This is a genomic window from Brevundimonas sp. ALps5, assembly GCF_058681645.1.
Map to the genome: position 1 here is coordinate 2689538 of NZ_CM178744.1, position 19688 is coordinate 2709225.

A 19688-nucleotide genomic window follows, 5' to 3' on the forward strand; every position below is an offset into this window, starting at 1 on the left:
GGCTCTCGTTTAACCCGGTCGATGGATCAGGCGGCTTCGCCGAACTGGTTCATCGTATTGTGGACGCCGCCGGCCTTCAGGGCGGCTTCGCCGGCGAAGTATTCCTTGTGGTCGTCGCCGATGTCCGAGCCGGACATGTTCTGGTGCTTCACGCAGGCGATGCCCTGACGGATCTCCTTGCGCTGGACGCCCGCGACATAGCCCAGCATCCCGGCCTCGCCGAAATACTCCCTTGCCAGATTGTCCGTGGACAGGGCGGCCGTGTGGTAGGTCGGCAGGGTGATCAGGTGGTGGAAGATGCCCGCCCGCTTGGCGCCGTCCGCCTGGAAGGTGCGGATGCGCTCGTCGGCCTCGAGCGCCAGCGGGGTCTCGTCATAGGCCGCGCTCATCAGCTTGGCGCGATCGTAGCCCGAGACGTCCTGACCGTCGGCGGCCATGGCGTCGAAGACCTGCTGGCGGAAGTTGAGCGTCCAGTTGAACGAGGGCGAGTTGTTGTAGACCAGCTTGGCGTTGGGGATGACCTCGCGGACGCGGTCCATCATGCCGGCGATCTGTTCGACGTGGGGCTTCTCGGTCTCGATCCACAGCAGGTCGGCGCCGTTCTGCAGCGAGGTGATGCTGTCCAGAACGCAGCGGTCCTCGCCCGTTCCGGCGCGGAACTGGAACAGGTTGGACGGCAGACGCTTGGGCCGCAGCAGCTTGCCGTCGCGGTTCAGGATGACGTCGCCGTTCTTCAGGTCCGAGGGCGCGATTTCCTCGCAGTCCAGGAAGCTGTTGTACTGGTCGCCCAGGTCGCCGGGTTCGTTGGAGACGGCGATCTGCTTGGTCAGGCCGGCGCCGAGGCTGTCGGTGCGGGTCACGATGACGCCGTCCTCGACGCCCAGCTCCAGGAAGGCGTAGCGGCAGGCGCGGACCTTGGCGAGGAAGTCCTCGTGCGGGACCGTGACCTTGCCGTCCTGGTGACCGCACTGCTTCTCGTCGGAGACCTGGTTCTCGATCTGCAGGGCGCAGGCGCCGGCCTCGATCATCTTCTTCGCCAGCAGATAGGTCGCCTCGGCGTTGCCGAAGCCGGCGTCGATGTCGGCGATGATCGGCACGACGTGGGTCTGGTGACCCTCGATGGCGGCCAGAGCCGTCTTCTCGGCGGCGGCGTCGCCGGCCTCGCGGGCGGCGTCCAGGTCGCGGAACAGCATGCCCAGCTCGCGGGCGTCGGCCTGACGCAGGAAGGTATACAGCTCCTCGATCAGGGCCGGGACCGAGGTCTTCTCATGCATCGACTGGTCGGGCAGGGGGCCGAACTCCGAGCGCAGGGCCGCGATCATCCAGCCGGACAGGTAGAGGTACTTCCGGTCGGTGGTGCCGAAGTGCTTCTTGATGGAGATCATCTTCTGCTGGCCGATGAAGCCGTGCCAGCAGCCCAGCGACTGGGTGTACTTGGACGGGTCGGCGTCATAGGCCGCCATGTCCTTGCGCATGATCGCCGCCGTGTAGCGGGCGATATCGAGGCCGGTCTTGAACCGGTTCTGCAGCCGCATCCGGGCCACGGCCTCGGCGGAGATGCCGGACCAGGGGGCGGCCTTGGCCTCGATCAGCGAAGCGACCTGGGTGATGTGATCCTGATAGGACATGGGGTGTTCCTCGACGCACGGAGATGACGTTGAGCGCATCCGTAGGCGTGAGGTTCAGGCTCGGGCAGGGGCTTTGCGGTGTAGCTGTCAAACTTTACAAGATTTTCCTGTAATGATGTAATGTATCGACCGACGCTGACTTTTCAGGCCTTTCCATGCCCGCTCAACGCCGCCTCTATGTCGGGCCCAGCCTCAGGCGGCTGCGGCGCGACCTCGGCCTGACCCAGGCGGACATGGCCTCCGATCTGGAGGTATCGGCCTCCTATGTGGCCCTGCTGGAGCGGAACCATCGGCCGCTCAGCGCCGAGATGCTGCTCAGGCTGGCCCAGACCTACAAGCTGGACATGGCGACCCTGGCGGGGGACGCCTCGACCGATATCGCGGCCCGGCTGCAGTCGGCGTTGAAGGATCCGATGTTCGCCGACATCGACCTGCCGCCGCTGGAGAACGCCGACCTCGTCACCAACTTCCCGGGCGTCACCGAGGCCCTGCTGAGGCTCTATACGGCCTATCAGGAAGAGCATCTGGCCCTGGCGGACCGGAGCGTGGAGGCGATCGATCCCGATGGGGCCGACAGCGCCGATCCGGTGGCCGAGTCGCGGCGGTTTCTGGCGGCGAGGCGCAACAGCTTTCCGGTGCTGGACGAGGCGGCCGAGCGGCTGGCGGCGGGGGTCGTGGAGGCCGGAGGTCTGGAGGGCTATCTGGGCCAGAAGCACGGTCTGCGGACCCGGCGGATGCCGCCCGACGTCATGGTCGGATCGATCCGGCGCTATGATTTGCACCGGCGCGAGGTCCTGCTGGACGACACCCTGGACGGGGCCAGCCGCCAGTTCCAGCTGGCCCTGCAGATCGCCTGGCTGGACCTGAGGACCGACATCGAGGCCGTGGCCGGGGGCGGCGTGTTCGCGACCGAGGGCGGGGAGCGGCTGACCAAGCGGGCCTTGGCGTCCTACGCGGCGGCGGCCATGGTCATGCCCTACACGGCCTTCGCGCGGGCGGCGGAGACGCGGCGCTATGACGTGGAGGCGCTTGCAAGGCAGTTCGGGACCAGCTTCGAACAGACGGCGCACCGGCTGACGACCTTGCAGAAGCCGGGGCAGGAGCGGGTGCCCTTCTTCTTCATCCGGGTCGACCCGGCGGGCAATGTCTCCAAGCGTCTGGACGGGGCGGGCTTCTCCTTCGCGCGGCACGGCGGGGGGTGTCCGCTATGGTCGGTGCATTCGGCCTTCCGGACGCCCCGGGAGATCGTCACCCAGTGGCTGGAGCTGCCCGACGGCCAGCGCTTCTTCTCCATCGCCCGGACGGTGACGGCGGGCGGCGGCGCCTATGGGACCCAGAGGGTCGAGCGGGCCATTGCGCTCGGTTGCGCGGCCGAGCACGCCCACAAACTGATCTATACGCAAGGGGCGCCCGAGCCCGATCCGACGCCGATCGGGGTCACCTGCCGGCTGTGCCAGAGGATGGAGTGCACGGCGCGTTCGGCGCCGCCCATCGGCCGTCAGATCCTGCCCGACGACATCCGGCGGACCAGTACGCCCTTCGGATTCTCGGACGGGTGAGGTAGGCCGAGCCATGACCAAGGATCGATCATGACGGGCTTGCCTCTGTTGCCCGACCGGACCTGTGGCGGCTGCGTGGAGTGCTGCCGCTATATTCCGCTCGACCTGCCCGAACTGGCCAAGCCGACGGGAGAGCTCTGCGCCTATTGCGTGGACGGGGCGGGTTGCGGCGTGCATGCGATCCGGCCGCAGACCTGCCGGACCTGGTTCTGCGTCTGGCGGGTGGTGGAGCTGTCCGACGACTGGCGGCCCGACCGCAGCGGGGTCATCGTGCGGCCCGACGGGCTGAGCGACGGGGAGATCACCCTCTACGTCGTCGACCGGAGCGACTTCCTGCTGTCGGACGACTTCTTCGACACCGTGGTCCACTGGATCGACAACGGCATCCGCATCGCCCTGAGCATTCCCGGGCCGGTCGGGACCTATCCGGTGCGGGCGGTGGTGACCGACTATCTGAAGCAGGCGATCACGGCAGGGGACCGGGGGCTGTTCGACCGGCTGGTCGACCGGTCGCTGAACAGCCTCGCCGAACACGACTGGCAGCCGGACGGCGTCGTCGCCCGCTATGCCGTCGGGGAGACGCCGTCGTGACCGGGCCGCGTCGGATGGTGGACCGGTCAGTCCCGCGCGCGCCGAGGTCCCTGTCAAACGACCCGGGCGCCAACCGCATCCGCTGGATCGGGGCGATCGTCCTGGCGGTCCTGGGCTACTGGACCTGGAGCCATCAGAAGCCGGGATTCACCCAGCGCGCCGAGGCGGCGGCGAAGGCGGCGGGGGCGACCGAGGTCCATTTCGATCCGGCGCGGCAGCGGCAGGGCAAGACGGTGGTCTGCGGCGTCGCGGATGGAAAACTGGTCCTCTATCGCGAGCCGCAGGGGCTGGCGAAGGACGACGGCTCTCTGGCCTTCATCACCCTGTTCCGCGACGGCTGCGGCTGAGGGCATTTGGCCGCGCCCGGAAAACGCGGCCAAACCGTGCCAAATCGTGCCAGGCTGGCCAGGGATGTTGCGCCTTATCAGTGGCTTGGCAATTCCGAGTGACTCGACCCGGCCAGATTATGTGAAATCCGGCGGCCAGGCGTCGGGGCGGCGAAGAGGCGGGCTGGACCTGTCAAAGACCGTTCGGGCGACATGGCGACAGCTCTGATCCGACGCAAGACGAGAAGAGGAATAAATTCCTGATCGCGATGCGTCACCTGTCAGACGCGGCGCCCTCCATTGCCTGCGGCCCCGCTTTGGCCTAAGGCCCGCGTCGCGACAGGTTCCCCGGCGACGGGGATGAAAAGGGAACTCGGGTGAAAATCCCGGACTGCCCACGCAACTGTAAGCGGCGAGCCCGCGCACCACAGGCCACTGGATTCCAAAGGCGAAAGCCGGAGGGCCGGGAAGGCGGTGCGCACCGGTGTTGACCCGTGAGCCAGGAGACCTGCCCGTCGTGGTCGTCCTTCGCGCGGACGTGGTGTGCCGGGCGGAACGGGTCTTTTCCCGAATGACGACGTCTTCTTGTGCCGCGTTCGCGCGGCCGTGACGGGGCGCGTCTGTATCCGGTCATGGCTGTGCGGGCCCGGCTCGTCATCGCGTTGGGATTGGACCCGTTATGAGACCTGCACTTTACCTGGGCGCCGCCACGGCCGCGCTGCTTCTGACCGCCGGCGGAGCCGCCGCGCAAACCGTGAGCCCCTCCGACGACGCGACCCTGCCGGGCGACGTCATTGTCACCGCCAACCGCTCGGCCCAGAAGGCTGACCGCGTCGGCCAGTCGGTCACCGTCCTGACCGGCGAACAGATCCAGGCCAACCAGACGGTGGCGGTCGCCGACCTTCTGGCCCGCACGCCCGGCGTCAGCGTCACCAGCACCGGCGGCCTGGGCTCGGTCACCGCCCTGCGCATCCGCGGCGCCGAGGCCGACCAGACCCTGTTCGTCATCGACGGCGTCAAGATGAACGACCCCTCGGCGACCGGCGCCGGCTATAACCCCGGCAACCTGCTGACCGGCGACGTCGCCCGGATCGAGGTCCTGCGCGGGGCCCAGTCGACCCTGTGGGGCTCCCAGGCCATCGGCGGGGTGGTGAACCTGATCACCGCCGAGCCGACCCGTCCGTTCCAGGCGTCGCTGGACGCCGAGGCCGGTTCGCGCGGGACCTCGTACCTGCGTGGCGGCCTGGGCGGGGTCAGCGACCGCATCCTGTGGCGTGTGGCGGCCTCCCACTATCAGACCGACGGCTTCTCGACCTATGCGGCCGGGACCGAGAAGGACGGCTATGAGAACACGGGCCTGAGCGGCCGTCTGAACATCAAGCTGACGGACGACGTCTCGATCGATCTGCGCTCGGTCTATTCCAGCGCCCGCGTCGATTTCGACGGCTTCCCGCCGCCCTTCTACAGCTTCAACGACACGCGCGAATACGGCACGACCAAGGATCTGGTCGCCTATGCCGGCGTGAACTTCGACCTGTTCAAAGCCCGGCTGAAGAACCGCGTCGCCTATGGCTACACCCGCACGGACCGCCAGAATTTCGACCCGACATTCCCGGCGTCGCCCCTGACCTATGACTCGACCGGCAAGAACGAGCGGTACGAATACCAGGGCGTGTTCGACATCACCTCGGGCTGGGTCGCCACCTTCGGCGCCGAGCATGAGGATTCCGAGTTCACCGCGGCCCCGACCTCGGCCTCGGTCGGCCTCGACGGCTATTATCTGCAGGTCCAGGGCGAGGTCGTTGACGGCCTGACCCTGACCGGGGGCGTGCGTCGCGACGAGCACGATACGTTCGGCGGCAAGACCCTGGGTCAGGCGGCGGCGGCCTGGGCGCTGAACGGCGGCGCGACCGTGCTGCGCGCCAGCTATGGTCAGGGCTTCAAGGCGCCGAGCCTGTACCAACTCTACAGCGACTACGGGAACACCGGCCTGTCGCCGGAAGAGGCGGACGCCTGGGACGCCGGGGTCGAACAGCATCTGCTGGACGGCCGCGTGACCGTGTCGGCGACCTGGTTCGACCGGGAGACGACCAACCAGATCGACTTCTTCTCCTGCACGGGCACGGAGACGATCACCTCGGCGCCCCTGTGCTTCAAGAACGGCGTCCGCCGCTTCGGCTATTACGCCAATGTCGCCGAGACGAAGACGACCGGCGTTGAGTTGGCCGCCGCCGCCACGGTCGGCCCGGTCGAGGTCGAGGCCAACTACACCTACACGGACGCGACGAATGAGTCGGCCGGCGCCAACAACGGCAAGCAGCTGGTTCGCCGTCCGCAGGACATGGCCAATCTGTCGGCGACGTACGTCTGGCCCTTCCGTCTGTCGACGACGGTGGCGGTGCGGTACGCCGGGGAGAGCTTCGACAATGCGTCGAACACGACCCGTCTGGACGCCTACACCCTGGTCGATCTGCGGGCCTCGTATCCGGTCAATGACACGGTCGAGATCTATGGCCGGGTCGAGAACGTCGGCGACGAGAAGTACGCCACCACCGCCAACTACGGCGTCGCGGGTCGCGGGACCTTCGTCGGCGTGCGGGCCCGCTTCTAGGGCGGGAACTGGCGCGGTCGCCTGTTCCGATGCAAACGGAACGGGCGGCTGTGACCGCGAGGAGACCGGGATGGATCTCGACAGGCGTGTGCTGATCGCGGGCGGGGCGGTCGCCGTGACGGCGGCCGTGACGGCTTCGGCAGTGGCCGCCGTCGGCCGGGCCGGGGCTGCGGCTGCGCCCGTCGCCTCCGCCCTGCCGCGACGGATCGTGTCGCTGAATCCGTGCCTCGACGTCATCCTGATCCAGCTGGTGGATCACCAGCGGATCGCGGCCCTGAGCCACTATTCGCGCGAGGCCTATGGCTCGACCATCGCACCCGTGGCCCGCACCCTGCCGTTCACCTGGGGGACGGCCGAGGAGATCATCGCCAGGGCGCCCGATCTGGTGATCACCGGCCGGTTCTCCGCAGCGACGGGGCGAGCGCTCGATCGGCTGGGCGTCAGAACCGTCGTCTTCGATGTGCCCGAGACGGTCGAGGCCAGTCTGGCGCAGGTGCGCGAGGTCGCGCGGCTGGTCGGGGCGCCCGAACGGGGCGAGGCCATGGTCGCGCGGATCGAGGCGGCTCTGGCCGAGGCCGCGCCGAAGCCGGGAACACGCCGGCTGTCGACCCTGGTCTTCATGCCCGGCGGCTTCGCCTCGGGGCCGGGGACGCTGATGGACGAGATGATGACCCGGATGGGGCTCGACAACGCCGCGACCAAATACGGCCTGCGCCAGTCGATGAGCGTGCCGCTCGAACAGGTCATCGCCGATCCGCCGGACCTGCTGCTGTCCGGAGAGGTGTCGCCGGGCGCGCCGAGCCGGGCCTTGCGGGTCATGAGCCATCCGGCGCTGCGTCACGTCGCCGGCCATATGAGCCATGCCACCTTCCCCGAACGGCTGCTGTTCTGTGGCGGTCCGGTGCTGATCCAGACGGCCCAGGCTCTGGCGCGGGCGCGGGAGACGGCTTTGAGAGGACGAGGATGAAGCCCCTTAGCCGACCCCTTCTCTATGCGATCCTGATCGCCCTGCTGCTGGTCCTGTCGGGGATCAGTCTGATGGCCGGCAAGGTCTGGGTTCCGTTCAGCGCCTGGACGCAGCCGGAGCTCGATCCGCGCTGGGCCATCATCTTCGAACTGCGTCTGCCGAGGACCCTGCTGGGGATCGCGGTGGGCGCGTCGCTGGGGCTCTCGGGCGCGGTGCTGCAGGGTTATACGCGCAATCCGCTCGCGGACCCGGGCGTGCTGGGCGTCTCCTCCATGGCGGCGCTGGGGGCGGTGCTGACCCTCTACTACGGGCTGACGGCGGCGGCGCCCTGGGCCCTGCCGGTGGCGGCGATCAGCGGGGCGTTGATCGGAGTGGCGATCCTGATGGGGCTGTCGGGCTCGGCGTCCAGTCTGGTGACCTTTGTGCTGGCGGGGGCGATCCTGAACATCCTGGCCACGGCGGGGGTGTCGCTGGCCCTGTCGCTGGCGCCCAATCCCTGGGCGGTCAGCGAGATCGTCGACTGGCTGATGGGCTCGCTGGCCGACCGCAGCTTCGACGAGGTGAAGACGGCGGGGCCCTTCGTCATCGCCGGCTGCGGCCTGTTGCTGACTACCAGCCGGGCGCTGGACGCCCTGACCCTGGGCGAGGTCGGGGCGCGGTCGCTGGGGGTGTCGATGCGGGTGACCCGCTGGAGCATCGCGCTCGGCGTCGGCCTGACGGCGGGGGCCTGTGTGGCGGTGACCGGGGTGATCGGCTTCGTCGGTCTGGTGACGCCGCATCTGCTGAGGCCGCTGGTCTGGAGCCGGCCGGGGGCGCTGCTGATCCCCAGCATCCTGGGCGGGGCGGTGGTGGTGCTGGCGGCCGATATTCTGGTGCGGCTGACCCCGGCGGCGGGGGAGGTCAAGCTGGGCGTGGCCATGGCGGCGCTCGGCGCGCCCTTCTTCCTCGCCCTGCTGCTGCGTCTGCGGAGGACGGTCGCATGAGCCTGTTGTCCTGTTCCCGGCTGGGCGTCGCCGTCGGCGGCAAGACCATCCTGTCGGACGTGTCGTTGGCCCTCGAGGTTGGCAAGGTGACCGCCGTGGTCGGGCCGAACGGGGCGGGCAAGTCGACCCTGCTGTCCTGTCTGGCGGGCTTGCGCACGCCGTCGTCCGGGTCGGTCATGCTGGACGACGCGGTCCTGTCAGAGATGAAGCCGCGCGAGCGGGCGCGGCGGCTGGCCTTCCTGCCGCAGACGCCGGAGATCGCCTGGCCGGTCGAGGCGCGGACCCTGATCGAACTGGGGCGGACGCCCTTCGTGGGTGCGCGGGGCCAGACCGCCGAGGATCGGACCGCCGTCGATCGGGCGATCGCGGCCGCCCATGTCGAGGCCTTCGAACATCGGATCGTCGATACCCTGTCGGGCGGGGAGCGGGCGCGGGTGCTGATCGCGCGCGGTCTGGCCGGGGAGCCCGAGTGGCTGCTGGCCGATGAGCCCCTGACCGGATTGGACCCGGCGCACCAGCTGGACGCCGCCGCCCTGTTCCGCCGGCTGGCCGATGACGGGGTCGGGGTGGTGGTGACCCTGCACGACCTGTCGATGGCGCTGAGGACGGCGGACCGGATCATCGTTTTGGCGGAAGGCGGGGTGCTGGCCGACGAACCGCCCGCCACGGCCCTGACGCCGGAGGTGCTGAGGCGGGCCTATGGGGTGGAGGCGACCCTGACCGAGGGACCCGGCGGGCCGCTGATCGACGTGATCCGGCGCGTTTAACGCCAGAGCCTTCCACGGGGGGCGGGCGAGAGGATCTCCAGCTCGTCGATGAAGTCGGCGTGACTGGGCAGGGTGTCCAGCGCGCCCGGCAGTTCGGCGAGGTGGGCGGCTTCGGCCGAGAGGGCGCGGACCTCCTCGGAACGGCCCAGCCCCTGACGCGCCAGGGCCCGGGCGCGCGAGCGGATCAGGGCGAGGGCCGCATTGGGCCAACGCCCCTCAAGCCGTCCGGCCCAGAGCGCCGTGTCCTCGGCCGAGGCGTGCAGTTCGTCGGCGCGGGCCAGGACCATGGCGGCGGCCTCGCGTGGGGCGGGCCAGTTGATCAGGAAGCGCAGACCGGTCGTGGCCTCGAACCAGCCGGCGGCGAAGGCCAGGGCGCGGTCGATGGCCTCGACGTCGTCGAAGTCGGCCAGCCGGGCGATGTGGGCGCGCAAGGGCGCCTCCGACAAGGTGCGTTCGAAGGCGGCCCAGCGGGCGGCCTGGGCGTCGTCGGGGCGGCCCTCGGCGTCCAGCACGGCGATCTCGGCCGCCTCCCACAGGGGAGAGGGATCGGGCGCGACCGGCGTCGTGGCGCGGAGCGATAGCCGCGAGGGGACGGCGATGCGCGGCTTCGAGGCGTCGAGCGCGGCGCGGGCCTCGACGGGGCGTCCGGCCTCGGCGAGGCGGCGGGCGATCTCGGCGCCGACGTCGGGCTTGAGCCGGTCCTCGTCGGAGAAGGCGGCGGCCCAGGCCTCGACGTTCCCGGCACGGTCGGCCAGCTTGCGCACGACGAGGGCGCGGCGTCCGGTGGGGCGGGGTCGGCCCTCGGTCAGGCGTTTCAGGACATCGGCGGCGAGGGTCTCGCTCATCGCAGGGGCCGCGCGGCCGATCCAGCCGCCCCATTCGGCCAGCCGGGTCTCAATGGCCTCGGCGAGGATCGGCGCGGCCTCGGGGCCGACGGCGGAGGCGACGGCGGCGATGTCGGGCGCGGCCTCGAAGAACAGGGCCGACAGTTCGCCCTTGGGGTCCTTCACCCGCACGGCCAGGCCCGGATAGAGGTCGAACCAGGCGATCAGCCGGTCCAGCGCCAGACGGGCGTCCAGCGCGGACAGGCGGTCGACGATCATGCGCCGGTGGGCCTGAAGGTCGGAGACCAGTTCGGGACGCTTGCGCCACGACACCCGTGTGTTGCTGGCCTCCAGCGCCGTCAGCCGCTTGTCGATTTCCAGCGCCAGGTCGGGCGCGCCGACCGCGGCGGCCAGCTCCATCTTGAGCACCCGCTTCAGATTGGCGTCGCCCGCGGTGGCGTCGATCAGGAGTTCGGCGAGGACATCGGCGCCCAGGGCCGACAGATTGGCGGCCGACAGGGTCTTGCGGCGCGCGGGGGAGGGCGTTGAAGCGGCGCGTGGAGAAGTCGGGCGTTTGGCCATCCCTCTCATGAGGGGATTCGAACCCTGCAGGTCAACCTGTGGATTCAGGCGAGGCCGAGGCTCATCCGCACCAGGGCGGACAGATTGGCCGCCTCCATCTTGCTCATGACCTTGGCGCGGAAGATCTCGACCGTGCGGGGGCTGATGTCGAGCCGGGCCGCGATCTCCTTGTTCGACAGGCCGTCGGCGAGGGCGTCGAAGACCTGACGCTCGCGCGCGGTCAGCTGGTTCAGCCGCCGGTCGATATCGGCGCGCCGCTCCATGTCGGCGCCGACCTGTTCGGTCCGGCGAATGCAGCCCTTCAGGGTCTCGACCAGACGATGGGGCTCGAAGGGCTTTTCGATGAAGTCGGTCACCCCGGCCTTCATCAGCTCGACCGCCGAGGAGACGTCCGCATGGCCGGTGATGACGACGATCGGCCAGGCGTCGCCGCGTCGTTCGACCAGGCTGCGGACCACCTCGAACCCGTCGGCGCCCGGCATTCTCAGATCGGTGACGACGCAGGCGACGGGATCGTTGGGCAGGTTCTTCAGAAACTCCTCGCCGTTGGCGAAGCCCCGGGCGCGCAACCCTTCGGAGCGAAGCAGCAGGATCAGGGAGTCCCGTACCGCGAAGTCGTCCTCGACGACAAATATGGACGGCGTGTTCACTGGACAGGCTCCCCCTTCGCGCGATGAAGGCTGAACATGAAGGCGGCGCCGCCCATGGGGCTGACGCCCACGCTGAGGGTTCCGCCGTGGTTCTCGACGATGGTGCGGGTGACGGACAGGCCCAGGCCCATGCCGTCGGACTTGGTGGTCATCAGGGGTTCGAACATGCGTTCGACCTGATCGGGCGGGACGCCGGGACCACTGTCCTCGACGCGAATCTCATAGAAGTCGGAGCACGAGGGGCGTCCGATCAGCCGGATCTCGCGCCGCTCCCGCTCGGCGACCGCCTCGACGGCATTGCGCACCAGGTTGACGATGGCCTGCTGGAACTGGATCCGGTCGGCCATGACCCGATCGTCGAGGTTGTCGATATCGATCTGGATGCTGGCGTCCGAGGCCGGGCCCAGAAGCTGGATGATGGGGCCCAGGTCGTCGATCATCGAGGACATCCGCTCGGGTTCGAGAGGATGGGTCTCGACCGTCAGCAGTTCGCGGGCGTGACGGATGATGGCGCCCGCGCGCAGCACCTGGCTCTTGGCCAGTTCGACCGTGCGGCTGGCGCTGTCGGCGAGGATGCCGGCGCGACCCAGGTCCGCCTGGCTGGCCTGGAGATAGCTGGCGGCGGCGGTCAGGGGCTGGTTCAGTTCATGCGACAGGATGGCCGCCATCTCGCCCAGGGAGTTCATGCGCCAGACCTGATTCAGCTGGTCGCTGAGCTCCTGGCTGCGAAGCTCGGCTGAATGCCAGAGGCTGAGGTCGGTCAGGGTGAGAATGGCTTCAGAGCTTTCAGGGTCGCCGGTGAAGGCCAGTTGGATGCCTAAAGGAAAGACGTCGCCGTCCGACCGTCGCCCCAGCCAGTATTGATCGGACGAATACTCGCCCGGCGGAGCGCTGCGGATGATGCCGGCGTCGAAGAACTCGACGAAATCCTGGAAGGCGCGCCCCCGCGCCTCGCGCTCGGTGGTGCGGAACAGGGCGCTGGCCGGCTGGCTGATCGCCACGATCCGCGATCGGGAGTCCAGGGTCACGACCGGCGCCGAGGCCAGCATGGCGTGAATGGTGGCGTTGCGCAGGCTCAGCTGGGTCTTCAACTCCGCCGAGCGGGCCTGCAAGGACCGCCGGGCCCGGCCGATCTCGCCGATCGCGGCGCCGACCATGGCGAAGAGCAGGGCGTTGACCACGGCGTCCACGGCGCTCTCGCGAGGCACCAGGACCACATTGGCGGTGATCGACAGGCCGATGGCCAGGGCCGTGGCCCGACGCGAGGCCAGCAGGGCCGGAAGCATCACCGCCGGGATGAGGGGCAGGTAGTAGAACTTTCCGAAGGCCTCCAGGCCGAGCCGCGCCAGAAGCGCCAGGCCCACCGAGACGACGGCGAGGAGGTAGCCGTTCGCTCCCTTCGCCGCCCAGGCCGGGATCATGGCGACGCTCCCGCGGCCCCCGCCGCCGCCGCCGCGCCCGCGGCCCCGGCCGCCGTCACCATTCGCGTCGATCTGGACCGCGTCGATCGCCTGATCAACGTCGTCGGCGAGCTGGTCATCCAGCAGGCCATGCTGGCCCAGCGCGTGATCGAAAGCGGCCTGGCCCGCTCCTCCGGCATCTCGGTCGGGCTCGAGGATCTCGAGCTGCTGACGCGCGAGATCCAGGACAGCGTCATGGCCATCCGCGCCCAGCCGGTGAAGTCCGTCTTCCAGCGGATGCCGCGTCTGGTCCGCGAAGTCGGCGAAATGACCGGCAAGCGCGTGCGTCTGGTCACCGCCGGCGAGGACACCGAGGTCGACAAGACCGTGGTCGAGCGTCTGGCCGAGCCGATCACCCACATGCTGCGCAACGCCATCGACCACGGGCTGGAAAGCCCGGACGAGCGCGTCGCCGCCGGCAAGCCCGCCGAGGGCACCGTCCGTCTGGCCGCCCTGCACCGTTCGGGCCGGATCGTCATCGAGATCGGCGACGACGGCAAAGGCATCAACCGCGACCGGGTCAAGGGCATCGCCATCTCGCGCGGCCTGATCGCCGAGGACGCGGTCCTGACCGACGAGGAGATCGACAACCTGATCTTCCTGCCGGGCTTCTCGACCGCCGAGACCATCACCGACGTCTCCGGGCGCGGCGTGGGCATGGACGTGGTCAAACGCTCGATCCAGGCCCTGGGCGGCCGGATTTCGATCAGCTCGGTTCCGGGCAAGGGTTCGACCTTCACCCTCAGCCTGCCCCTGACCCTGGCGGTTCTGGACGGGATGGTGGTCACCGCCGCCGAACAGACCCTGGTCGCGCCGCTGACGGCCATCGTCGAGAGCCTGACCCCGCGCGCCGAGGACATCCACTATGTCGGCGGCCACGACCCGGTCATCCGCTTCCGCGAGCAGTTCGTGCCCCTGATCGACGTCGCCCTGGGTATGGGCTTCCGTGACGCGCCGGCCGCGGCCGAGGGCGGTGTCGCGGTGATCATCGAGACCGAGGCCGGCGCCCGCGCCGCCCTGCTGTTCGACGCCATCCAGGGCCAGCGCCAGGTGGTCATCAAGAGCCTTGAGACCAACTACCAGCAGGTCGAGGGCGTCGCCGCCGCCACCATCCTGGGCGACGGTCGTGTCGCCCTGATCCTGGACGTGGACGCCATCGTCGCCTCCTGGCGCCGCAAGGCGACCCGCATCGAAGCCACCCGTTCAGACTTCAAACTCGCGAGCTGATCATGACTGAAGTTTCCAACGCCGCAGCCACCCGCGAACTGATCGCCTTCCGTATCGGCGAGCAGGAGTTCTGCGTGGACATCATGTCGGTGCGCGAGATCCGCGGCTGGACGCCCGCGACCCCGCTGCCCCGCGCGCCCGGCTTCATGAAGGGCGTTATCAACCTGCGCGGCGCCGTCCTGCCGATCATCGACCTGGGCGCCCGCTTCGGTCTGCGCACCTCCGAACCGACGGCCCGCCACGTCATCATGGTGGCCCATGTCGGCGGCCGGATGGTCGGCCTGCTGGTCGACGCGGTCTCGGACATCATCCAGCTGACCGACGAAGCCATGCAGCCGACGCCGGACGTGGCCAGCGAGCAGGTGAAGTCCTTCGTCAAGGGCCTGTTCGCCCTGGACGGTCGCCTGATCAGCCTGATCGAACTCGACCGGATCATCCCCGACGCCGCCGAGGCTGAAGCCGCATGACCAGCCCCGCCGGGCGCGAGTCCCTGGTCGAAGGCGAGTTCGTCTTCACCGCCGAGGATTTCCGCCACATCGCCCAGATCCTGCACAGCCACGCAGGGATCGCCCTGAACGAGGGCAAGGCCGCGCTGGTCTATTCGCGCCTGGCCAAGCGGCTGCGCACCCTCGGCCTGCGCAGCTTCCGGGACTATTGCGCCCTGATCCAGGACGCCTCGGGCGTGGACGAGCGTCAGGCGATGACGGCCGCCCTGACCACCAACGTGACCCGCTTCTACCGCGAGCCGCACCATTTCGATCATCTGCGCGACGAGGTCATGCCGATGCTGGCCGAGCGCGCCCGGCGCGGCGGCCGCGTCCGCCTGTGGTCCGCCGCCTGCTCGAACGGGCAGGAACCCTATTCCATGGCCATGACGGCGCTGTCCGTCCTGCCGGAAGCCAACGAGCTCGACTTCCGCATCCTGGCCACGGACATCGACCCGAACATGGTCGCCGACGGCATCGCCGGGGTCTATCCGGAAGAGGCGCTGGATCCGGCGCCCCCGGCCCTGCGCAACAAGTTCTTCGAGAAGGCGCCCTCCCAGGGCCGCAACATGCTCTCGGCCGCCCAGCCCCTGCGCGACCTGATCAGCTTCAAGGAGCTGAACCTGATCGGCGACTGGCCGATGCGCGGCAAGTTCGACGTCATCTTCTGCCGCAACGTGGTCATCTATTTCGACGACGCGACCCAGGAGCGGGTCTGGAAGCGGTTCACCCCGCTGATGAACCCCGGCGCCACCCTCTACATCGGCCATTCCGAGCGCGTCAGCGGTCCGGCGATCAGCCAGCTGAGCACCAGCGGCCTCACCACCTACAGGCTGGCCGCATGACCGGTATCGTTCGCGTTCTCGTCGTCGACGACAGCCCCACCATGCGGGGCCTGATTACGGCCGCCTTGCGTCGCGATCCCGAGATCGAGGTGATCGGCTCGGCCGCCGATCCGCTGGAAGCGCGCGCGTTAATCAAGGAATTGAACCCCGACGTCATCACTCTTGATGTCGAGATGCCCAATATGAACGGGCTGGAGTTCCTCGAGAAGATCATGCGGCTGCGGCCCATGCCCGTGGTCATGGTTTCGACCCTGACCCAGGCCGGCGCCGAGATCACCCTGGAAGCCCTGGAAATGGGCGCCGTGGACGCCGTCGGAAAGCCGGGCGCGGGCGTCACCGCCGCCGAGGCCTTCTCGGAGCTGACCCTGAAGGTGAAGACCGCCGCCCGCTCGCGCGTCCGCGCCCGCGACCCGGTCGAGACCGTGCGCCCGCACAACGACTATCGCGCCGCGCATGACCATATCCTGGCCATCGGCGCCTCCACCGGCGGGGTCGAGGCCCTGCTGGGCATCATCTCGGCCTTCCCGGCCAACTGTCCGGCGACGGTGGTGACCCAGCATATGCCGGCGACCTTCACCGCCAGCTTCGCCGCCCGTCTGAACAAGGCCTCGGCCGCGACGGTCACCGAGGCCGTGGACGGCGCCCCTCTGCTGCCGGGCCACGTCTATATCGCTCCGGGCGGTCTGACCCATCTGGAGGTGCTCGGCACGACGCCGCGCTGCCGTCTGAGCGACGGCGACACCGTCAGCGGCCATCGCCCCTCGGTCGATGTGCTGTTCCGTTCGGTCGCCCGCCTGCGCAAGCCCATGACCGGCGTCATCCTGACGGGCATGGGCCGCGACGGCGCGCAAGGGTTGCTGGAGATGCGCAACGCCGGCGCCCACACACTGGGCCAGGACGAGGCCTCTTCGGTCGTCTACGGCATGCCGCGCGTCGCCCATGAAATCGGGGCCGTCGAGCGTCAACTACCCCTGTCGCGTATGCCTTCCGCCATTCTCGAACTGTGCGCCGTGCCCCCGCGCGACGTCCATTCCGCCGCCTGAGGTTTCCCCCAATGCCCGCCGCCTCCGCTATCCACACCCTCATCGTCGACGATCAGATGTCGATGCGCGGCCTTGTCCGCACCAGTATGCAGCAGCTGGGGTTCCGCGAGTTCCGCGAGGCCTCCGACGGCGAAGCGGCCCTGCGCGAGATGATCGGCAAGCCGGCGCACCTGATCATTTCCGACTTCAACATGCCGAACCTGGACGGTCTGGGCCTGCTGCGCGCCATCCGCGCCCACCCGCCGACCCAGGGCGCCGCCTTCATCATGCTGACCGGCCGCGCCGATCGCGAACTGGTGGCCCGCGCGGTCCAGTTCGGGGTCAACAACTACCTGGTCAAACCCTTCACCGTCGCCCAGCTGAAAGAGAAGCTGGAAGGCGTCTTCGGTCCTTTGACATGATGTCCGCGGCGGCCCTGGCCACCGAAAAGAGGATCCACGTGGGCCAGGGCGAGCACCACGTCACCTCTGACCCGAATGTGATGCTGACCACCATCCTGGGCAGTTGCGTCGCCATGTGCCTGCGCGATCCCCTGGCGGGCGTCGGCGGCATGAACCACTTCCTGCTGCCCGAGGGTGCGGGGGCGGGGACCGACGCGGGCCGCCGCTACGGCGCCTATGCGATGGAACTGCTGATCAACGACGTGCTCAAGGCGGGCGCCCGTCGCGAGCGGCTGGAGGCCAAGCTGTTCGGCGGCGGCCGCATGTTCGATTCCCTGCGCGACGTCGGGATGCAGAACGCCGAGTTCGCCGAGCGCTTCCTGAGGGACGAAGGCATCACCGTCGTCGGCGGCAGCCTGCGCGGCTCGGGCGGACGGCGTCTGCACTACTGGCCCGTGAGCGGCCGCGCCCTGCAGCGCGCCGTGACCGACAGCCATGTGCCGGTCCAGGCCCCTCCGAAGATCGAACCGGTCGCCTCCGGCGCCGTGGAGCTGTTCTGATGCCCCGTCTTCGCGCGCTTCTCGTCGCCGTCTCCGACGAACTGGCCGAGATCCGGGGCCAGGTCGACGACCTGTCGGGCCTGACCCAGGACCTGATGGTCCACGCTCCGGCCGGAGACAAGGCCGATATCCAGCAGCGGATCCAGGCCTTCGATCTGCTGATCCAGCGGCTGGACGGGCTCAGCGGCCTGTCCGCGGCGCTGGGCGTCGGCGTGCCCGTCGAGACGGCGCTGCACGCCCTGACCCTGTCGGACCAATTCCGTCGGCTGCGCGCCGATTCCGACGCTCGTCCCGACGCCGCCGCGTCCGGCGACCTGATGCTGTTCTGAGCCATGGCGCGCCGGCCTGACGTCAATGAGAGGGTCAACCTCGCCCGCTCCTCGGTGCTGCTCGTCGATCATAACGAGAAGTCGCTGGCCATGCTGAGCTCGATCTTTCAGGGCTTCGGGGTCAAGGAACAGATCAAGCGCTCGACGACCGAGGACGCGATCCGGGTCGTGGACGAGCGCGACCTCGACCTGATCCTGATCGACTGCTCCATGCCGGACATGGACGGCTATGACTTCATCCGCTGGCTGCGGCGCGATACGCCGCCGCCGGTGCGCTATACCCCCGTCATCATGCTGACCGGACACGCGGCCCAGTCCAAGGTGCACAAGAGCCGGGACTGCGGCGCCAGCTTCGTCGTCACCAAGCCCCTGACCCCGAACGTGCTTCTGCAGCGCATCCTGTGGCTGGGCGCCGACGAGCGGCAGTTCGTCGAGGCCGACACCTACGTCGGTCCCGACCGCCGGGTGCGCAATTTCGGTCCGCCGCTGGGCATGGCCGGCCGCCGTTCCGGCGACCTGTCCGAACACGTCGGCGCCGCCAGCGAGGCCAATATGGATCAGTCGGCGATCGACATGATGATGAAACCGATGAAGGTGCAGCTGTGAGCGAAGCCAGGACGTTCAAGGTCAAGAGTTCGCTGTCCAAGCAGCTGTTTGAGCCGGGCGGCCGCCTGGTCCGCGACGCCGAGCGCCTGGCCGGCGAGGCGCTGGACACCCATCGCGAGGAGGCGATGGCGATGATCGCGGCGACGATCGACGAACTGGACGCCGTCTGCGCGGCGCAGCCCGCCGAGGCCGGGCTCCAGGTCTACGCCCTGGGTCAGAAGGTCATCGATCTGGGCGCCTTCTTCGACACCGGCCCGCTGCACGAGGCGGCCTGGAGCCTGTGCGACATCGCCGACCGGATGATCGGAAACGGCGTCTGGCGCTGGCCCTCGATCCAGGTGCACGCCCAGGCCATGCGACTGATCCTGGGCAACGACTGCCGTACGGGCCGGACCTCCGCCACCCTGCTGGACGGCCTGCGCCAGGTCGCCCAGCGCCCGTAAGGGCTACTGGCGGACGACCGCCGCGTCGAAGACATAGCCCTTGCCGCGCAGGGTCACGATCAGGTCGCGCCCGCTCTCGTCATTCAGGCGTTTGCGCAGGCGGCTGATCTGGACGTTGATGGCCCTGTCGCGCACCTCGGCCTCGTCATGGGCGTTCTGGATCAGCTGGGCCCGGGTCAGGGGCCGACCCGGGTTCTCCGCGAAGGTGCGCAGCAGGTTGAACTCGTTCGGGGTCAGGGCGGTGGATTCGCCGTCGGCCCGGATCAGCCGTCGACGCAGCAGGTCCAGCTGCAGGCCGGCGAAGGTCAGGATGCTGGCGGCGCCGGCCTGGGGCGACCGGGCGCGGCGCAGGACGGCGCGGATGCGGGCCAGCAACTCGCGCGGATTATAGGGTTTGGCCAGATAGTCCTGGGCGCCCATCTCCAGCCCCAGGATGCGGTCGGTCTCCTCGCCCAGGGCGCTGGCCACGATCACCGGCGGGCCCATCTCCGACAGTCTGCGGCACAGGGCGAGGCCGTCGCCGCCGCGGATGGAGACGTCCAGCAGGATCAGGTCGGGCCGGTCCTCCCGCAGGCGGCGCTCCATCTCCGACAGACTGGTGGCGCAGCGGGTCGTGAAGCCCTGTCGGCCGAGGTAGCCGCAGATGGGATCGTGGTGCCCGTACTCCTCGTCGACGATCAGGATGTCCGGGGAGGAAGATGAACTGTGCATGAACGACTTTGTGCCCGGCAAATGGGGCCGTCCGATTGCACAATAGTTATACAGCTCAGATGTTTGACACGTTCAGACACAGACCGGACGGCCGATCGCGGGGCTGACATG

At 69.0% G+C, this 19688-nt stretch carries 20 protein-coding genes, 1 pseudogene and 1 riboswitch; of the genes and pseudogenes, 16 read left to right on the forward strand and 5 right to left on the reverse strand.

Going from position 1 to position 19688, the window contains the following annotated elements; translation table 11 throughout:
- Positions 1–26: 26 nt before the first annotated feature.
- Complete coding sequence (locus ACW172_RS12930; RefSeq protein WP_492031849.1) at positions 27–1628, reverse strand: isocitrate lyase; 1602 nt, start codon at positions 1626–1628, stop codon at positions 27–29.
- A gap of 155 nt (positions 1629–1783) precedes the next feature.
- Between ACW172_RS12930 and ACW172_RS12935 the strand changes: the two genes are divergently transcribed.
- From ACW172_RS12935 to ACW172_RS12965, 7 genes are all read left to right on the forward strand, one after another.
- The gene (locus ACW172_RS12935; RefSeq protein ID WP_492031850.1) at positions 1784–3187 is read left to right on the forward strand and encodes a helix-turn-helix domain-containing protein; all 1404 of its coding nucleotides are present in this window, start codon (positions 1784–1786) and stop codon (positions 3185–3187) included.
- A gap of 30 nt (positions 3188–3217) precedes the next feature.
- A complete protein-coding gene (locus ACW172_RS12940; protein WP_492031851.1) occupies positions 3218–3778 on the forward strand; it encodes a hypothetical protein in 561 nt (186 codons plus the stop codon).
- Positions 3775–4125 carry a hypothetical protein gene (locus tag ACW172_RS12945; RefSeq protein ID WP_492031852.1) on the forward strand — a complete coding sequence of 117 codons (351 nt, stop codon included), beginning with the start codon at positions 3775–3777 and terminating at the stop codon, positions 4123–4125. Before ACW172_RS12940 ends, ACW172_RS12945 begins: the two co-directional genes overlap by 4 nt.
- Before the next feature lie 303 nt (positions 4126–4428).
- Positions 4429–4634, forward strand: a riboswitch (cobalamin riboswitch).
- Positions 4635–4783: 149 nt separating this feature from the next.
- Positions 4784–6715 carry a TonB-dependent receptor plug domain-containing protein gene (locus ACW172_RS12950; RefSeq protein ID WP_492031853.1) on the forward strand — a complete coding sequence of 644 codons (1932 nt, stop codon included), beginning with the start codon at positions 4784–4786 and terminating at the stop codon, positions 6713–6715.
- Positions 6716–6785: 70 nt separating this feature from the next.
- A complete protein-coding gene (locus tag ACW172_RS12955; RefSeq protein ID WP_492031854.1) occupies positions 6786–7682 on the forward strand; it encodes an ABC transporter substrate-binding protein in 897 nt (298 codons plus the stop codon).
- A complete protein-coding gene (locus ACW172_RS12960; protein ID WP_492031855.1) occupies positions 7679–8665 on the forward strand; it encodes a FecCD family ABC transporter permease in 987 nt (328 codons plus the stop codon). Before ACW172_RS12955 ends, ACW172_RS12960 begins: the two co-directional genes overlap by 4 nt.
- On the forward strand, positions 8662–9432 hold the full coding sequence (locus ACW172_RS12965; RefSeq protein ID WP_492031856.1) for an ABC transporter ATP-binding protein: 771 nt from the start codon (positions 8662–8664) through the stop codon (positions 9430–9432). Before ACW172_RS12960 ends, ACW172_RS12965 begins: the two co-directional genes overlap by 4 nt.
- On the opposite strand, the gene ACW172_RS12970 is transcribed toward ACW172_RS12965, so the two are convergent.
- Genes ACW172_RS12970 through ACW172_RS12980 form a run of 3 tightly spaced genes read right to left on the reverse strand, consistent with a single transcriptional unit; the run spans position 9429 to position 12909 of the window.
- A complete protein-coding gene (locus ACW172_RS12970; protein WP_492031857.1) occupies positions 9429–10838 on the reverse strand; it encodes a DUF6880 family protein in 1410 nt (469 codons plus the stop codon). The two genes, ACW172_RS12965 and ACW172_RS12970, sit on opposite strands and share 4 nt — an antisense overlap.
- A gap of 44 nt (positions 10839–10882) precedes the next feature.
- Positions 10883–11488 (reverse strand): response regulator transcription factor, encoded by a 606-nt coding sequence (locus ACW172_RS12975; protein WP_492031858.1) that lies wholly within the window; start codon positions 11486–11488, stop codon positions 10883–10885.
- Positions 11485–12909, reverse strand: coding sequence for a sensor histidine kinase (locus ACW172_RS12980; protein ID WP_492031859.1), 1425 nt, complete (start codon positions 12907–12909; stop codon positions 11485–11487). Before ACW172_RS12980 ends, ACW172_RS12975 begins: the two co-directional genes overlap by 4 nt.
- A gap of 6 nt (positions 12910–12915) precedes the next feature.
- Between ACW172_RS12980 and ACW172_RS12985 the strand changes: the two are divergent.
- The 9 genes and pseudogenes from ACW172_RS12985 to ACW172_RS13025 form a co-directional block, all read left to right on the forward strand.
- Positions 12916–14175: pseudogene (locus ACW172_RS12985) on the forward strand (chemotaxis protein CheA); the annotation flags it as partial.
- A 2-nt stretch (positions 14176–14177) separates the two neighbouring features.
- A complete protein-coding gene (locus tag ACW172_RS12990; protein WP_492031860.1) occupies positions 14178–14642 on the forward strand; it encodes a chemotaxis protein CheW in 465 nt (154 codons plus the stop codon).
- On the forward strand, positions 14639–15505 hold the full coding sequence (locus ACW172_RS12995; protein WP_492031861.1) for a CheR family methyltransferase: 867 nt from the start codon (positions 14639–14641) through the stop codon (positions 15503–15505). Before ACW172_RS12990 ends, ACW172_RS12995 begins: the two co-directional genes overlap by 4 nt.
- Complete coding sequence (locus tag ACW172_RS13000) at positions 15502–16548, forward strand: protein-glutamate methylesterase/protein-glutamine glutaminase (RefSeq protein ID WP_492031862.1); 1047 nt, start codon at positions 15502–15504, stop codon at positions 16546–16548. The genes ACW172_RS12995 and ACW172_RS13000 overlap by 4 nt, the downstream gene beginning before the upstream one ends.
- Before the next feature lie 11 nt (positions 16549–16559).
- On the forward strand, positions 16560–16949 hold the full coding sequence (locus ACW172_RS13005; RefSeq protein ID WP_492031863.1) for a response regulator: 390 nt from the start codon (positions 16560–16562) through the stop codon (positions 16947–16949).
- Entirely contained in the window at positions 16946–17488 is a 543-nt protein-coding gene (locus ACW172_RS13010; protein ID WP_492031864.1) for a chemotaxis protein CheD, read from the forward strand. The genes ACW172_RS13005 and ACW172_RS13010 overlap by 4 nt, the downstream gene beginning before the upstream one ends.
- Entirely contained in the window at positions 17488–17817 is a 330-nt protein-coding gene (locus tag ACW172_RS13015; protein WP_492031865.1) for a DUF8776 family protein, read from the forward strand. The genes ACW172_RS13010 and ACW172_RS13015 overlap by 1 nt, the downstream gene beginning before the upstream one ends.
- Before the next feature lie 3 nt (positions 17818–17820).
- Entirely contained in the window at positions 17821–18423 is a 603-nt protein-coding gene (locus ACW172_RS13020) for a response regulator (RefSeq protein WP_492031866.1), read from the forward strand.
- Positions 18420–18866, forward strand: coding sequence for a chemotaxis protein CheE (locus ACW172_RS13025; protein ID WP_492031867.1), 447 nt, complete (start codon positions 18420–18422; stop codon positions 18864–18866). Before ACW172_RS13020 ends, ACW172_RS13025 begins: the two co-directional genes overlap by 4 nt.
- A gap of 3 nt (positions 18867–18869) precedes the next feature.
- On the opposite strand, the gene ACW172_RS13030 is transcribed toward ACW172_RS13025, so the two are convergent.
- Entirely contained in the window at positions 18870–19577 is a 708-nt protein-coding gene (locus tag ACW172_RS13030) for a response regulator transcription factor (RefSeq protein WP_492031868.1), read from the reverse strand.
- Positions 19578–19688 lie beyond the last annotated feature (111 nt).

Excerpts from the sequence above, each read along its gene's own strand:
- ACW172_RS13010 (WP_492031864.1), top strand. The coding sequence starts at position 16,946 with ATGATGTCCGCGGCGGCCCTGGCCACCGAAAAGAGGATCCACGTGGGC.
- ACW172_RS13015 (WP_492031865.1), top strand. The coding sequence starts at position 17,488 with ATGCCCCGTCTTCGCGCGCTTCTCGTCGCCGTCTCCGACGAACTGGCC.
- ACW172_RS12960 (WP_492031855.1), top strand. The coding sequence starts at position 7,679 with ATGAAGCCCCTTAGCCGACCCCTTCTCTATGCGATCCTGATCGCCCTG.
- ACW172_RS12970 (WP_492031857.1), bottom strand. The coding sequence starts at position 10,838 with ATGGCCAAACGCCCGACTTCTCCACGCGCCGCTTCAACGCCCTCCCCC.
- ACW172_RS13030 (WP_492031868.1), bottom strand. The coding sequence starts at position 19,577 with ATGCACAGTTCATCTTCCTCCCCGGACATCCTGATCGTCGACGAGGAG.
- ACW172_RS12950 (WP_492031853.1), top strand. The coding sequence starts at position 4,784 with ATGAGACCTGCACTTTACCTGGGCGCCGCCACGGCCGCGCTGCTTCTG.
- ACW172_RS12995 (WP_492031861.1), top strand. The coding sequence starts at position 14,639 with ATGACCAGCCCCGCCGGGCGCGAGTCCCTGGTCGAAGGCGAGTTCGTC.
- ACW172_RS12990 (WP_492031860.1), top strand. The coding sequence starts at position 14,178 with ATGACTGAAGTTTCCAACGCCGCAGCCACCCGCGAACTGATCGCCTTC.
- ACW172_RS13005 (WP_492031863.1), top strand. The coding sequence starts at position 16,560 with ATGCCCGCCGCCTCCGCTATCCACACCCTCATCGTCGACGATCAGATG.
- ACW172_RS12935 (WP_492031850.1), top strand. The coding sequence starts at position 1,784 with ATGCCCGCTCAACGCCGCCTCTATGTCGGGCCCAGCCTCAGGCGGCTG.
- ACW172_RS12930 (WP_492031849.1), bottom strand. The coding sequence starts at position 1,628 with ATGTCCTATCAGGATCACATCACCCAGGTCGCTTCGCTGATCGAGGCC.
- ACW172_RS12980 (WP_492031859.1), bottom strand. The coding sequence starts at position 12,909 with ATGATCCCGGCCTGGGCGGCGAAGGGAGCGAACGGCTACCTCCTCGCC.
- ACW172_RS12955 (WP_492031854.1), top strand. The coding sequence starts at position 6,786 with ATGGATCTCGACAGGCGTGTGCTGATCGCGGGCGGGGCGGTCGCCGTG.
- ACW172_RS13020 (WP_492031866.1), top strand. The coding sequence starts at position 17,821 with ATGGCGCGCCGGCCTGACGTCAATGAGAGGGTCAACCTCGCCCGCTCC.
- ACW172_RS12940 (WP_492031851.1), top strand. The coding sequence starts at position 3,218 with ATGACGGGCTTGCCTCTGTTGCCCGACCGGACCTGTGGCGGCTGCGTG.
- ACW172_RS13000 (WP_492031862.1), top strand. The coding sequence starts at position 15,502 with ATGACCGGTATCGTTCGCGTTCTCGTCGTCGACGACAGCCCCACCATG.
- ACW172_RS12965 (WP_492031856.1), top strand. The coding sequence starts at position 8,662 with ATGAGCCTGTTGTCCTGTTCCCGGCTGGGCGTCGCCGTCGGCGGCAAG.